Origin of the sequence: Micromonospora kangleipakensis (assembly GCF_004217615.1) — a bacterium.
GTDB classification, from domain to species: domain Bacteria; phylum Actinomycetota; class Actinomycetes; order Mycobacteriales; family Micromonosporaceae; genus Micromonospora; species Micromonospora kangleipakensis.
The window spans coordinates 5,844,559-5,858,377 of sequence record NZ_SHLD01000001.1 but is presented as its reverse complement, the minus strand read 5'-3'; the positions used below and the strand labels follow the sequence as shown (position 1 = coordinate 5,858,377).

14 protein-coding genes are annotated in these 13,819 nt (G+C 69.5%); 8 read left to right on the top strand and 6 right to left on the bottom strand.

What is annotated here, in order from left to right:
• The first annotated feature begins 387 nt into the window (after positions 1–387).
• Both EV384_RS27975 and EV384_RS27970 read left to right on the top strand, forming a co-directional pair.
• Complete coding sequence (locus tag EV384_RS27975; RefSeq protein ID WP_242624338.1) at positions 388–1,404, top strand: mechanosensitive ion channel family protein; 1,017 nt, start codon at positions 388–390, stop codon at positions 1,402–1,404.
• A 230-nt stretch (positions 1,405–1,634) separates the two neighbouring features.
• Positions 1,635–2,231: a DDE-type integrase/transposase/recombinase gene (locus tag EV384_RS27970; protein WP_165440104.1), complete on the top strand. Its 597-nt coding sequence runs from the start codon at positions 1,635–1,637 to the stop codon at positions 2,229–2,231.
• Positions 2,232–2,347: 116 nt separating this feature from the next.
• Here EV384_RS27970 and EV384_RS27965 read toward each other — a convergent pair whose 3' ends face one another.
• On the bottom strand, positions 2,348–3,280 hold the full coding sequence (locus EV384_RS27965; RefSeq protein WP_165440103.1) for an NAD-dependent epimerase/dehydratase family protein: 933 nt from the start codon (positions 3,278–3,280) through the stop codon (positions 2,348–2,350).
• A gap of 200 nt (positions 3,281–3,480) precedes the next feature.
• Here EV384_RS27965 and EV384_RS37465 point away from each other — a divergent pair, with 200 nt between their 5' ends.
• From EV384_RS37465 to EV384_RS27950, 3 genes are all read left to right on the top strand, one after another.
• Positions 3,481–3,825, top strand: a complete 345-nt coding sequence (locus EV384_RS37465) for an integrase core domain-containing protein (protein WP_423202973.1) — start codon at positions 3,481–3,483, stop codon at positions 3,823–3,825.
• Between the two features lie 435 nt (positions 3,826–4,260).
• Complete coding sequence (locus EV384_RS27955) at positions 4,261–5,547, top strand: IS256 family transposase (protein ID WP_423202900.1); 1,287 nt, start codon at positions 4,261–4,263, stop codon at positions 5,545–5,547.
• Between the two features lie 295 nt (positions 5,548–5,842).
• Positions 5,843–7,225, top strand: coding sequence for an RNA-guided endonuclease InsQ/TnpB family protein (locus tag EV384_RS27950; RefSeq protein ID WP_341273645.1), 1,383 nt, complete (start codon positions 5,843–5,845; stop codon positions 7,223–7,225).
• 99 nt (positions 7,226–7,324) lie between these two features.
• On the opposite strand, the gene EV384_RS27945 is transcribed toward EV384_RS27950, so the two are convergent.
• Positions 7,325–7,627, bottom strand: coding sequence for a helix-turn-helix transcriptional regulator (locus EV384_RS27945; protein ID WP_130337909.1), 303 nt, complete (start codon positions 7,625–7,627; stop codon positions 7,325–7,327).
• 66 nt (positions 7,628–7,693) lie between these two features.
• On the opposite strand from EV384_RS27945, the gene map reads away from it, so the two are divergent.
• The 3 genes from map (at position 7,694) to EV384_RS27935 (ending at position 9,214) form a co-directional block, all read left to right on the top strand.
• On the top strand, positions 7,694–8,479 hold the full coding sequence (gene map / locus EV384_RS27940; RefSeq protein WP_130337907.1) for a type I methionyl aminopeptidase: 786 nt from the start codon (positions 7,694–7,696) through the stop codon (positions 8,477–8,479).
• A gap of 101 nt (positions 8,480–8,580) precedes the next feature.
• Positions 8,581–8,715, top strand: a complete 135-nt coding sequence (locus EV384_RS36935; RefSeq protein WP_278045651.1) for a hypothetical protein — start codon at positions 8,581–8,583, stop codon at positions 8,713–8,715.
• A 58-nt stretch (positions 8,716–8,773) separates the two neighbouring features.
• The gene (locus EV384_RS27935) at positions 8,774–9,214 is read left to right on the top strand and encodes a hypothetical protein (RefSeq protein WP_130337905.1); all 441 of its coding nucleotides are present in this window, start codon (positions 8,774–8,776) and stop codon (positions 9,212–9,214) included.
• 296 nt (positions 9,215–9,510) lie between these two features.
• Here EV384_RS27935 and EV384_RS27930 read toward each other — a convergent pair whose 3' ends face one another.
• From EV384_RS27930 to EV384_RS27915, 4 genes are all read right to left on the bottom strand, one after another.
• Positions 9,511–9,903, bottom strand: a complete 393-nt coding sequence (locus EV384_RS27930; RefSeq protein WP_130337903.1) for a hypothetical protein — start codon at positions 9,901–9,903, stop codon at positions 9,511–9,513.
• 266 nt (positions 9,904–10,169) lie between these two features.
• Positions 10,170–12,278: a xanthine dehydrogenase family protein molybdopterin-binding subunit gene (locus EV384_RS27925; protein WP_130337901.1), complete on the bottom strand. Its 2,109-nt coding sequence runs from the start codon at positions 12,276–12,278 to the stop codon at positions 10,170–10,172.
• Positions 12,275–13,267, bottom strand: coding sequence for an FAD binding domain-containing protein (locus EV384_RS27920; protein ID WP_130337899.1), 993 nt, complete (start codon positions 13,265–13,267; stop codon positions 12,275–12,277). The genes EV384_RS27925 and EV384_RS27920 overlap by 4 nt, the downstream gene beginning before the upstream one ends.
• Positions 13,264–13,815 carry a 2Fe-2S iron-sulfur cluster-binding protein gene (locus EV384_RS27915; protein WP_130337897.1) on the bottom strand — a complete coding sequence of 184 codons (552 nt, stop codon included), beginning with the start codon at positions 13,813–13,815 and terminating at the stop codon, positions 13,264–13,266. The genes EV384_RS27920 and EV384_RS27915 overlap by 4 nt, the downstream gene beginning before the upstream one ends.
• Positions 13,816–13,819 lie beyond the last annotated feature (4 nt).

Sequence of the window (13,819 nt, the reverse complement as noted above, 5' to 3'; positions counted from 1 at the left end):
CCCGGGCACCCTTGCACCCACCTCGGTTATCCGTTGTCGCCATGGGTATTCCCTTCTGTGGGTATCCCAGGCCACAAGAAGCTCCCCTTGCTGACGCCCACCCTCGGCGGCGCTGAGCCGTACGGTACGAGACGCTTCCTCATGGCCGAGGGCCGGGACGCTGGGTGGGTAGGAAACCATCGGGCGCCAGGTGCGCTAGCTGGCAGGCGACTGTCCGGTCGATGTCGGCGCTCCGAGGAGTTGATGACGCGACGGCACCGGACACGGCTACCTCTCGATAAACCTCGGTGGTGTCAGGCGCTGCGGGGCGGCGGGGCCGAAGACGGTGACCCACGGCACGCGTCGTACGTTGCGGTGCCGGCTCCTCTGCTGGCCCCGGTCGCGTTGGTGCGCACGGCGCTGGTCGTCGCGGCTGCCGTCGCCGCTGGTTGGCTCGTGGGTTGGCTCATCGGCGTAGCCATCAAGAAGGCGGCGAGGGAGCCCTACCGGTCGTTGTTGATGCCGACCTATCGCGCCTGCCGCCGCCTGACGATTCTCATCCTGGTACTCGCTGCGCTGTACTTCACACTGCAATACACCGGCCTGCCCAATGATTGGTTGCCCCACGGCCGTAACGCGCTGCGCCTGGTATTGGTCCTTGCATTTGCTTGGCTGGTGGCCAAGGCGCTGCGCGTCACCGAGGCAGGCGCCCTGCTACAACTCCCCCCGCACAGCAAGGATCCGTCCATCCGGCGGACCCGCAACGAGATCCGGCTGCTTCGCAAACTGGCCGGGGCCATCGTCGCAGTGCTGGCGATCGGCTGGGTCCTGACAACCTTCGACACCCTGCGGGCATTCGGCATATCCCTGCTGACATCCGCGGCAGTCCTCGGCGTCGTCGTCGGCCTCGCCGCCCGGAACACGCTCGGCAACGTCCTCGCCGGACTCCAGGTGGTTGTCGCCCACGCCATGCAGGAAGACGACGTCGTCGTGGTGAACGACGAGTGGGGCCGCGTCGAGGAGGTGAACCTCACCCACGTCGTCGTGCGGATGTGGGACGAACGGCGGCTAACCGTGCCCACCACCTTCTTCACCGAACGCGCTTTCCAAAACTTGACCCGACACGACGCGCGGGTGATCAGCGAAGTCACCCTGCACTTGGACTTCACGGCCGAACTGAACGAGTTGCGCAGCGAGGCGCTACGCCTCTTGGAGGCGAACCCGCTGTGGGAACGCGACAACAAATGGCAACTACAGATGGTCGACATAACACCGCAAACAGTCGCCGTCAAGCTACGCGCCTGGGCCGCAGACTCACCCAGCGCCTGGAACCTCGCCTGCGAAATGCGGGAGGCCCTCACCACGTACGTCCGGGACCAACACCCGCAATGGTTCCCACGCACCCGGGGCGAGTATCACCCGTAATACCCTCGCCCGGGACGGCCGCAGGTCGGCTGCGGCAGCAGCGCCGAGCCGGGTAGTGCGGAGGCGCACTCCGGTGGCAAGCCGCTGTGGCGGGGATCCGCAAGCTCCACGGCCGCGAGGTTCCACCGTTACGGTCCGTCGCAGCCGGTGCTGCACAGCCGGCTGCCGGCCGCCTGGCTGCCGGACACTGACGCATCGCGTCGAGGTTGGCGTGAGCGTAGACCTTGAGTGTGATCTCTTCCGCGGCGCACCGGCGCCCCGCGCGGCCGCCACGCGATGACGAGCAGCGGCTGCGGGCCCGGCTGCGCCACATCTCGGTCGCGCATCCGCAGTGGGGTTGGCGCAAGGCCCACGCGATCGCCGTGAGGGAGGGGCTGGTGACCAATAGGAAGCGCACCCGCCGGCTGTGGCTCGCCGAGGGCCTCGAACGCCCGCCGCGGGTGCGCAAGAAGCGCCGGATCGGCTCGGCGCGGCATCAACGCCTGCACGCGACGCGGCCGGATCAGTTGTGGGCGCTCGATTTCCAGGTCGGCGTCACCGCGGAGGGTCGGCAGGCCCGGTTCCTCAACGTCATTGACGAGTACACCCGCGAGGCTCTGGCCCCTCGGGCGGCCCGCTCGTTCACCGCGGATGCCACCGTCGCCGTACTCGACGAACTAATCACCGGCCCGGGCCGACGCCCGGAGCACATCCGCATGGACAACGGCCCCGAACTGACCGCGCACGCGCTGGTCGACTGGTGCCGATACAGCGGCGTCGACGCGGCCTACATCGACCCGGCATCGCCGTGGCAGAACGGGGTCTGCGAGTCGTTCAACGGCCGCTAACACCTACAGGCCCCACGGCTCGCTGCATGGGCTCCCGGAAGCCTTCCGACAGCGGTGGATCACCAACCGGCAACCAACGCTCTCATAGCCGGTGGCCGGCCCACCCCTCGAGGCGATCAAGTGAACAGCTCTCGGAATCCCTCCCGCCATGACGGGTACTCCAGGTTCAGCCCCAACTCAGACTTGGCCTTGGCGTTGCTGGCCGCGCGGAGCTGGGTGCCGTAGTACACGGCTTGAACGCCGATCTGTTCCTCGGCCTCCTCCTCAGATACGCGCCGCGGCGGAGGGGCGTCCAGGATTTCGGCCAGGTACGGCAGCCACTCAGCCTGGGGGGCGGGCTCGTCGCCCACGACGTTGTAGATGCCGGGGCTTGCCCTGTCGACCGCTTGCACGGTGGCCGACACCGCGTCGCGGACGTGAACAAACGGATACCGGCCGGCGCCCTCGCCGACAATCGGCACGTCGCCCGACTTGACCCCCGTTGCCCATTCTCCACCCGGCCCGATCGCGGTGCCTTCACCGTAGAGAAAGCCATATCGAAGGACGACGCCTTCGATCCCCGGCGTGCCCAACACCAGTGTCTCGGCCGCGATGTTCGCCTGTATGTGGCTTCGGATCGGCTCCGGGGCTTCCAGGTACAGGGGTGACGACTCGTCCGTGGGGCCCGATCCGACCGGCTGGGTCATGAAGCTGGCGCTCTGCGCAACAACCCGACGGGTGCCGGCTTCACGAGCCGCCGTCATCAGCGTCTTCGTGCCCTCGCTCCGCAACCGGTTGGTCACTGCCAGCCACTTCGCGTAGTTACGAGACGGCGCGGAGAGCGCCGTGATCTGGTTGATGATCACCTCAGGTTCGGCCTCGAGGATCGCCTGACGCACCGCAGCATCGTCCAGCCCGTCCATCAATGCCGGCCGCGCCCCGAGTGCCTCGATGACCGAGAAGTTCTCGCTCCGGTGGGTGCTGGCCGTGACCTCGTGGCCCAGGTCCACCAGCGCCTCGACGAGGGGCCGACCCAAGACCCCCGTTCCCCCCGCGACGAAAATCCGCACTGTCGTCTCCTTGCTATAACGAGCAGCTCTGCCCGGGCTGTTGCAGCAAACAGGTTCACCACCTACCGTGCCGCGGCCTGCTCGTCGCTCGGCGGTCGACGAAAGACTGCACCGCCGATCGCCTGCCAACACGTCCCAGTCCGACTCATCGTGACCCGCAGCTCTGGTTGACCGCGAACCAATCGGTCAAGCTCGTCGAGATGTCGATACTGAGCGAACCGCGAGATGAGGACCACGCACTGGACGCCCCAGGTGCGATCCTGAGCCATCACGCCTGCGACGCCCGGAGGTCGTCACGGCACATCAGCTCGAGCGCGGCCCCCGGGTCCGCGGGACGGGTGATGCGACGCCCCGCAGTACACCCAACTTGTCCAACGTCGCCTCGGCGAGCTGCGTGTGACACCCTACTGGCGGTGCAGGTCCTGGCCGAGGACTGGCGCATCAAGTACAACACCTACAGACCCCACGGCTCGCTGGATGGGCTCACCCCGGAAGCCTTCCGACAGCGGTGGATCAACAACCGGGGCAAACCAACGCCCTCATAGCCGGCGGACCACAAACCGGGGCCCAGTCACGATCGTTCACGCCGGCTGCTTGAGTGCATCCAGCACCTCCAACAAGGCAGACGGTCCAGGGTCATCGCGTACTCGGTCCTCTGCGTGTTCTTGGTCGTTCACACAGAGACTCACGCGATGACCCGCCTCTATGCCGGCGGCACGCCGAAAGCGGTCAGCTTCTACACCACCCGGCGGGACTCAACCGCGTGGTGGGCGACGGACGAGTCGACCTGTACGCCGGATTCTGCAAGGTGGGGCGACAGGTCGGTGCGTGCGGTCGGCCGCTACTGGGCCGGGCCTTGCACCGACAACGCAAGACCTCGCCCAGCCCGGCAGGCCGATCCGCCCGATTGGGGACTGTGGATTTAACGGTGTTTCCGGCCTGACCCGCCGGGCGTGGTGCCTGGCGAGGAAGGTGCCGTGATGACCGCGACACTGAACGATGTGACCCCACGGAAGAGGAAGCCTGAGCCGTCGGCGGAGGAGCAGGCCGCTGCCGAGCTGGTCCGGCTGGCCAAGGAACAGGGCTTGTCGCTGACCGGCCCGGACGGGCTGCTCAAGCAGTTGACCAAGACGGTGCTCGAGACTGCGCTGAACGAGGAGATGACCGAGCACCTGGGCTATGAGAAGTACGATCCGGCCGGCGCCGGGTCGGGCAACATCCGCAACGGCACCCGGTCCAAGACGGTGCTGACCGAGGCGACTGGTCATGTCGAGATCGACGTGCCACGTGATCGGGCCGGCACGTTCGAACCGCAGATCGTCCGCAAGCGGCAGCGCCGGTTGTCCGGGGTCGACGAGGTCGTGTTGTCGCTGTATGCCAAGGGGCTGACGACCGGGGAGATCTCGGCGCACTTCGCCGAGATCTACGGGGCGTCGGTGTCGAAGGAGACGATCTCCCGGATCACCGACAAGGTCATCGAGGAGATGACCGACTGGTCGCACCGGCCCTTGGACGAGATCTACGCCGCGGTGTTCATCGACGCCATCGTGGTCAAGGTCCGCGACGGGCAGGTCGCCAACCGGCCGTTCTACGCCGCGATCGGGGTCACCCTCGACGGGGACAAGGACATCCTCGGGCTGTGGGCCGGCGCCGGTGGTGAGGGCGCCAAGTTCTGGATGGGCGTGCTGACCGACCTGCGCAACCGAGGCGTCAAGGACGTGTTCTTCCTGGTCTGCGACGGCCTCAAAGGGCTGCCGGAGGTGGTCACCAACGTGTGGCCCCAGACCGTCGTGCAAACCTGCGTGATCCATCTGATCCGCAACACGTTCCGGCTGACCTCCCGCAAGTACTGGGACGAGCTGAAACGCGACATCAAGCCGATCTACACCGCGGTCAACGCCACCGCGGCCCGGGCAGCGTTCGACGACCTCGCGGACAAGTGGGGTGGACGGTATCCGGCGGTGATCCGGTTGTGGGACAACGCCTGGGCCGAGTTCATCCCGTTCCTGGACTACGACGTGGAGATCCGGCGGGTGATCTGCTCGACCAACGCGATCGAGTCGTTGAACGCCCGCTACCGCCGGGCGGTCAAGGCCCGCGGCCACTTCCCGAACGAGCAGGCGGCGCTAAAGTGCCTGTATCTCGTGACCCGGTCCCTGGACCCGACCGGAACCGGCAGGACCCGATGGACGATGCGCTGGAAACCCGCGTTGAACGCCTTCGCCATCACCTTCAGCGACCGCTTCCCGGCCGCTGAGACCTACTAGAAGATCGCCGGAAACACCGTTAGCGAGATAGTCCCCCCGATTGCAGATGATCGAGGCTTTGCCAGAGGGGTTCAGGGTTCGAGTCCCTGGCGGCCCACCAGCGCAAGCACCTCTGAGGCGGAAGGCATCAGGTGCGGGCCAAGGTGTCGTGCACTGCCGGCCCCGCACCGGATTTCAGCGCTAGTGCCGTGTCCACAAACGTTGGCCGGGTTGTTCGGGGTTGGGGAAATGTCGTAGGTGTGGTGTTGGCTTCGGTTCGTGCCTCGTCGTCGGGATCCCGCCGCCCCGCGGGGTCGTGCATCGCACCGCGGGCGTCGCGTTGCGGGTGACGCCCGGGCAGCGGCGCCGTTGTTTCGGGCTGCTGCGCTCGGCCGGTGATGTATGGGCGTGCGTGTTGGAGGTCAACGGGTGGCGGCGCCGCCGCCGGGACGTACCCCTGTCTGGTTATCAGGAGTTGTGTCGGGAGTTGGCGGCGTCGGGGCCGGGCACGTTCGCCGAGCTGGATTCCACGGGGGCGCGGTCGGTGTTGCGCCGGTTTTCGGATGCGTGGTTCGCGGCGGCGAAGCGTCGGAGCGCGGGTGACGTGTCGGCGCGGTTCCCGCGTCGGCGGCGGGGGTTGGTACCGGTGCGCTGGTATCACGGCACGTTCACCCTGGACGGGCGTCGGGTGCGGATCCGGACCGCGAAGGGCACGTCGGCGTTGTGGGTGCGTCTGGCGCGGGAGGTGCCGTATCCGGTCGAGCAGGTCCGGTCGGTCACCCTGCTGTGTGAGGGTGGCCGGCTGTTCCTGGACGTGACCGCTGAGGTGCCGGTGGCGGTCTACCCGCCCGGTGAGCAACGGGACCCCGGCAGGGTGGCGGGGGTGGACCTGGGGATCATCCACCCGTATGCGCTGGCCGGCCCGGACGGGGAGGGGTTGCTGGTGTCGGGGCGGGCGATCCGCGCCGAGCACCGCATGCACCTGGCCGACACCAAATCCCGCCGCCGCGCCGTCTCACGCCGGGCACCGAAGCCGGGCCAGATGGGATCCCGGCGGTGGCGGCAGTACCGGCGTCGGGTCCGCCTGGTGGAGGGCCGGCACCGGCGGCGGGTGCGGCAGGCCCAGCACGAGGCCGCCCGCAACGTGATCTCGTGGGCGGTGGATCAGCGTGTCGGTGTGTTGCACGTCGGCGACCCCCGTGGGGTGTTGGACCTTCCTGCGGGGCGGCGGCACAACCTGCGGTTGCGGCAGTGGCAGATCGGCCGGCTCCTGCAGGTCCTCACTGACAAGGCCACCCTCGCCGGTATCAGTGTTCGGCTGGTCGACGAGCGTGACACGTCGTCGACCTGCCCCGCCTGCCGAATGCGGGTATCGAAGCCTCGTGGGCGGACGTTGTCCTGCCCGCACTGCGCATTTTCCGGGCACCGCGACCTCGTTGCGGCGGCCAGCATCGCCACCCGTGTTCCGGGCGGCGGATCCACCACCCCGGCAGCTGTTGTGCTGCCGGAGGTGGTCACGCACCGTCGAGCCGGTCGGCATCTGCCCGGTGCCGGCCGGTCCCGACGTGACCCCCGCCGCCCAGCCTGGGCGGCGCGAGGATCAGTTGGCCCGCGGAGGCCCGCCCCACCACCCGGTGGGGAGTCGCTCGCCCAACAGGCGAGGATCCACAACACCCACCGCAAACCCGGTGAACGTTAGTGGACACCGCACTAGCTGTACTGGCCGGGGACGTTGGTTGAGAACCGCGCCCAGCTGTTTCTATCGTCGGCAACTGCAACGGAGCTGCGGGGTCGAGACTTACGAGGCCAACCGCTCACCTGCGTTGCGACCTGATCTTGCGAGTTCGACCCCGCCGTCTGACTGGTTGATCTCCGACCACACTGCATCGAGGGAAAGGCCGAGGACGTCGGCGATCGCAGCGATGGTCGGGAAGGCAGGGGTGGCTACGCGACCGGACTCGATCTTCCGAAGAGTCTCCGGCGAGACACCTGCGTCCAGCGCGGTACCGAGCATCGAACGCTCCCCCCTGGCTCGACGCAGGAGGGCGCCGAGGCGCTGTCCGCGCTCGACCTCTGCGGGAGTGAGCGGCAACCTAACCATGGCTCCGATTCTAGTACCGGGATAATATGGCCGGGATACTTATTGGCTGTACGAGTTAGGCGCCGCATGATCGAGATCCTGAACCTCCTCACCGAACTGCCACGAGCGAAGGACGCAGGCGCCCTGGTCGCTGGCATATTGCGGACCCTGGAGAGCCGCAGCACAGTCGGTACAAACCTTCGAGACATCAACCGGTGGGCCCAGGCCATGATCACCGAGGCCGGAGCGCAGTCCTGCTACGTCGACTACGAGCCATCCTTCGGACGCGGGCCATTCGGCCACTACATCTGCACGTCAGTCAACGACGCCGTGCTCCACGGACTGCCATACGACTACACGCTTGCCAATGGCGACCTGCTGACGCTCGACCTCGCTGTCTCCAAAGGCGGAGTTGTCGCTGACTCCGCCATCAGCTTCATTGTGGGCGACTCGAAGCCCCCGGAGAGCGTCGCGATGATCAGCGCGACCGAGCGCGCATTGAGCGCAGGGATAGCCGCGGCCGGACCGGGGGCTCGCATCGGTGACATCTCCCATGCCATTGGCGCGGTCCTCAGCGAGGCGGGATATCCGATCAACACCGAGTTCGGCGGTCATGGCGTCGGATCGACGATGCACCAGGACCCGCACGTCCCAAACACGGGGCGGCCCGGTCGCGGATACAGGCTGCGCCCTGGGCTGCTGCTGGCATTGGAGCCATGGGTCATGGCGGACACCGCCGAGCTCGTCACCGATGCCGATGGCTGGACACTCCGAAGCGCGACAGGCTGCCGGACAGCGCACAGTGAGCACACGATCGCTATCACCAACGACGGAGGCGAAGTTCTCACCTTGCCGAAGCAGGCACAACCGTGAGGTGACAGCCATCCGCGTTCCCCGCTCCCAGCAGTTCGCCTTACCCGGGCCACTACCTCAAGCAGTGTGACCAGGACCGGCATCTGCTCGACACGCGGCAGGTGGCCGAGGTGCTGTGGCACTTCCTGCCGCACGCCAACGGGTCGCTGGACGTCCCGCAGGATCTGCTGGGCTGCCTGCGCCGCAACCGGATCCCGTTCAAGCTCTACTCGTCGAACGGTTCCTTCTGGCCCTGATCCCTTCCGTGTGGGGCCCGGTGGCGACACCGGGCCCCCTTACCCGATAGTGAGAGTCATGAGCCGGTTGCGACGCTCCCGCCCTGCCTATGCGGTCGACGGTGTCGAGCCGCAGCGCAGCAGCACCGGCTGGGACATCTTCCCCGGCGAGGCTGTGGCCCGGCTGCCCGCGGTGACCGAGGCCGCCGCGCGCCTGCCGCAGGACCCCGCGCTGGAGGATCTGCCGGACTATCTGTCGGTCGCCACGAAAGACGGCCGGGAGTGGACCTGCAGCTTCGACGACGGGATGCTGTCCGTCTTCGACCTGTCCTATCCCGGCAGCGACGTCTTCGAGCAGGTGCTGACGGCCGCGCCGTGGACCGAGTCGGTCGAACGCGTCGACCGCGAGGTCTTCCTGTTCACCACGACCGGGGTGCTCACCGCCGACGTGGTGCTGGCGCACTGCGTCGACGTCTGCGGCGAGGTCTTCCGCAACCTCGGCGATTCGCCGCCGGCTTAGCTTAGCGACCGCCACCACACCTTAGGCGCCTCCGTCGACCTCGTTACGCTGCTGGACGCCGCGGGTCGACAACGCCTCGAGAGCCGGGATTGACGACAGCCAAGGGACCGTTGTTTCCAGTGCCCTGGCCCAAAGAGCCGGACGGAGTGTCTGGGAAGGCAAGGAGTGAAGGCGCAGGTCAGCGTCGCCACTGCCGAGACGAGACAGGCGAGTAGACGCAGACACTTGGCGTACAGCAGCCAAGTACAGCAACCCACCTGACCGCAAGCGGCTATGCCGATCCGTTGCGTGCCGGCCTACGTCGCATCCGCCTTCACCGGACCGCTCTGCCATGAGCTAGGGGTCAAGGGGTCGAAGGTTCGAATCCCGCCGTTCCCACCAAGGTCCGAGGGATATCCGATCGATGGATACGCCGTCTTGTCGTTGAACGGCTGTTCAGGCGAGGCATGGCCGCCCGGCAAGGCACCGAGCACTTGCTGCTGCCCGCTGCCCCAGCCCACCACGCAACCGGCGCCCGCCGATACGGCGTAGACGATGGCGTGCCGGGGTGCCGGGTCCGTTGGCCCGGCTGGTCGTACGACGATGTCGGTGAAGCCGGCGGCGGTGAGCGTCTGGCGGATCTGATCGGCGATCTGCTCAGGGTTGTCCGTGGCCGGAACATCCGCCGGCGGGCCTGCTCCGCCAGGCACTCATGCGTGGCCGGCTGGGCACAGTCAGACGTCATCCGGCCGATCGCCGCGAAACGGAGACGTGAACAAGGGTGTCTTCGCGCTGACGCCGATCCACTCCCACGACTCCAGGCCGCGTCGGAGCTGTTCCTCGGTGAAGTTCCTGATCAATTCCACGTCGGCTTCCAACCCCAGAACAGTCACGGTGGCGAGCCGCCAACGCCCCGGGACAGGCCCAGCTACCGACTCGACGATCCGTCGAGCCGTGACCGCCGGAGACCGCCCCGTCACCGCGTGGGCGGGCGGTCCAGCAGCTTGTCGAGCCGGACGGGCAGGTCCCGGACCCGTACCCCGGTCGCGTGGTACACGGCGTTGGCGACCGCCGCGGCGCTGCCCACGATGCCGATCTCGCCGATCCCCTTCACCCCGGCCGGGTTCAGCTCGGAGTCCTCCTCCGGCAGCCAGTACGCCTCGATCCGCTCCACGTCCGCGCAGACGCTGACGTGGTACATGGCGAAGTCGTGGTTGACCCAGTCGCCGTACCGCTCGTCGAGCAGGCCCTCCTCGTGCAGCGCCATCGACAGCCCCATCGTCATGCCGCCGATGAGCTGGCTGCGGGCGGTGGTCGGGTTCACCACCCGCCCGGCGGTGAAGACGCCGAGCATCCGCCCCACCCGGATCTCGCCGGTGTCAGCGTCCACCCGCACCTGCACGAAGTGGGCGCCGTACGCGTAGCGGGGCCGGGCGGGTTGCGCGCGGACCTCGTCGGCGGTGCTCACCTCGACGGTCAGTCCCTCGGCCGGCACCGCACCGCCGGGAGCCCCGCGGATCCGTTCGCGCAGCGCCTCGCCGGCGCGGATGACCGCCCAGCTCCACGAGGCGGTGCCCATCGAGCCGCCGGCCACGCCCGCCGGGGGCAGGTCGCTGTCGCCGACCCGGATCACCACCCGGTCGACGGGTACGCCCAGCGCGTCGGCGGCCACCTGCCACAGCGCCGTCCGGGCGCCGGTGCCGATGTCGGTCGCGTTGATCCGTACCTCGAAGGTGCCGTCCGGCGCGGCGGTGGCCGCCGCCGCGGCCGCCGTGGACCGGGCCGGGTAGCTGGCGCCCGCCACCCCGGTGCCGACCAGCCACCGCCCGTCGCGCCGGACCCCCGGCGTCGGGTCCCGGTCGGCCCAGCCGAACCGGCGCGCCCCCTCGCGCAGGCAGGCGGCCAGGTTCCGGCTGCTGAACGGCTGCCCGGTGCCGGGATCGACGGCCGGGTCGTTCCGGATCCGCAGCTCGACCGGGTCGACGCCGCACGCCGTCGCCAGCTCGTCCATCGCGGACTCCAGCGCGTACGCGCCCGGGCACTCGCCCGGCGCGCGCATCCAGAACGGGGTCGGCACGTCCAGCCCGACCAGCCGGTGGGTGGTGCGCCGGTGCCGGCCGGCGTACATGCTGCGGGTGTAGACGGCGGTCTGCTCGGCGAACTCGGTCAGTGTCGAGGTCTGGCTGATCGCGTCGTGGCAGACCGCGGCGATCCGGCCGTCGGCGTCGGCGCCGAGCCGGACCCGTTGGATGGTCGGGGTTCGGTAGCCGATCGGACCGAAGAGCTGCTGCCGGGTCAGGGCCAGCCGGACGGGCCGGTCCACCTGCCGGGCGGCCAGCGCGGCGAGCACCACGGCCGCCTTGGCGGACCCCTTGCTGCCGAAGCCGCCGCCGACGTGCTCGGCGACCACCCGGACCGCCTCCCGGGGCAGCCCGAACAGCTCGGCCAGGGTCGCCTGCACCGGGGAGGAGCCCTGGTTGGAGTCCTGCACGAGCAGCCGCCCGTCCTGCCAGCGGGCGGTGGTGGCGTGCGGCTCCATCGGGTTGTTGTGGTAGGCCGGGGTCCGGTAGGTGGCGTCGACGCGGACCTCGGCCGCCGCGAATCCGGCGTCGAAGTCGCCCTCGGTGGTGTCCGTCGGATAGCTCGGGTTGACCTTCTCCGGCCGGTACAGCCCGGGGTGGTGTTCCGAGAGCACGGTGCTGTGCGGCTCGGTGTCGTAGTCGATCCGGACGAGCCGGGCCGCCTCCCGGGCGGCCTCGATGGTCTCCGCCACCACGACGGCGATGAACTGCCCCCGGTAGTGCACGGCCGGCTCCTGGAGCAGGAACAGGTCCGCGTCCACCCCGGGTGTCAGCCGGGGCGCGTTGCCGTGGTGCAGCACGTCGAGCACCCCGGGCAGGGCCAGCGCGGGAGCCGGGTCGACCCGGACGATCCGGCCGCGGGCCGCGGTCGCCGGCACGGACCAGCCGTACGTGACGTCCTCGACCGGGTACTCGACCGCGTACCGGGCCGCCCCGGTGACCTTGTCCCGGCCCTCCAGCCGGGGGTGTTCCCGGCCGACCGCGCCGACCGGTGGCGCGCTCACGGCCGCACCGACCCGGCCAGCCCGGTCAGCGCGCGGACGGTGATGTTGCGGATCAGCGGCACCTTGAACCCGTTGTGCCGCAACGGCCGGGCCGCGGCGAGCTCGGCGTTCGCGGCCTGGGCGGCCAGCTCGGCGGTGAACGGCCGGCCGCGCAGCAGCTCCTCCGCCCGGTACGCCCGCCACGGCCGGTGGGCGACCGCGCCGTACGCCAGCCGGACGTCCCGGACCACGTCGCCGTCCAGGTCGAGCGCCGCCGCCACCGAGCCGGCCGCGAACGCGAACGCGGCCCGGTCGCGCACCTTCAGGTACTCCGACCGCCGGGCGAACGGCAGGGGCCGGACCCGTACCGCGGTGATCAGCGCGCCGCGGGGGAGGGTGGTCTCCCGTTCGGGGTGGTCGCCGGGGGTCCGGTGCAGCTCGGTGAGCGGCACCTCCCGGGGGCCGGCCGGCTCGCGTACCTCCACCACGGCGTCCAGCGCGACCAGGGCGACCGCCAGGTCCGACGGGTGGGTCGCCACGCAGCGCTCGGACCAGCCGAGGATGGCCAGCTCGCGGTTCTGTCCGTGCAGCGCCGCGCAGCCGGCGCCGGGCTCCCGCTTGTTGCACGCCTTCGTGGTGTCCTGGAAGTAGCCGCACCGGGTGTGTTGCAGCAGGTTGCCGGCGGTGGTGGCCATGTTGCGCAGCTGCCCGGAGGCGCCGGCGAGCAGGGCCCGGGCGAGCAGCGGGTAGTCCCGCCGCACCAGTGGGTGCGCGGCGAGGTCGCTGTTGCGGGTGGTGGCGCCGATCCGCAACCCGCCGTCCGGTCCCGGTTCCACCGTGTCCAGCGGCAGCCCGCTGACGTCCACCAGCAGACCGGGCCGTTGCACGCCGAGCTTCATCAGGTCCACCAGGTTGGTCCCGCCGCCGAGGTACGCCGCCTCCGGGTCCGCGTCGAGCAGCGCGACCGCCTCCGTGACGTCGACGGGCCGGTGGTAGCGGAAGGCTCTCACCGGGACGCCGCCGCCGCGCGGATCGCGGTCACGATGTTCGGGTACGCGGCGCAGCGGCACAGGTTGCCGCTCATCCGTTCCCGCACCTCCGCGTCGGTCAGCTCCACCGGCGCGGTCAGGTCGTCGGCCACCGCGCTGGGCCAGTCCCTGGCCACCTCGTCGAGCATGCCGCGGGCGGAACAGAGCTGGCCGGGGGTGCAGTAGCCGCACTGGAAGGCGTCGTGGGCGACGAAGGCGGCCTGGAGCGGGGAGAGCTCGTCCGGTCCGGCGAGTCCCTCCACGGTGGTCACCTTCCGACCGTCCAGGGTGACCGCGAGGATCAGGCAGCTCTTCACCCGCCGGCCGTCGAGCAGCACCGTGCACGAGCCGCACTGGCCGTGGTCGCAGCCCTTCTTGCTGCCGGTCAGGCCGAGTTGTTCCCGCACCGCGTCCAGCAGGGTGGTCCGGTTGTCCAGCGTCAGGTCGTGGCCGACACCGTTGACGGTGAGGGCGACCCGGGACGACCATCCGCCGTCCGCCGGTTTCCCGCTCTCCCGCCCGCTGCGCACCCGG

What these genes read in the sequence shown, in the direction of transcription:
- EV384_RS37465 (WP_423202973.1), top strand. Translation starts at nt 3,481, where the DNA reads ATGTCGATACTGAGCGAACCGCGAGATGAGGACCACGCACTGGACGCC.
- EV384_RS27955 (WP_423202900.1), top strand. Translation starts at nt 4,261, where the DNA reads ATGACCGCGACACTGAACGATGTGACCCCACGGAAGAGGAAGCCTGAG.
- EV384_RS27945 (WP_130337909.1), bottom strand. Translation starts at nt 7,627, where the DNA reads ATGGTTAGGTTGCCGCTCACTCCCGCAGAGGTCGAGCGCGGACAGCGC.
- map (WP_130337907.1), top strand. Translation starts at nt 7,694, where the DNA reads ATGATCGAGATCCTGAACCTCCTCACCGAACTGCCACGAGCGAAGGAC.
- EV384_RS27935 (WP_130337905.1), top strand. Translation starts at nt 8,774, where the DNA reads ATGAGCCGGTTGCGACGCTCCCGCCCTGCCTATGCGGTCGACGGTGTC.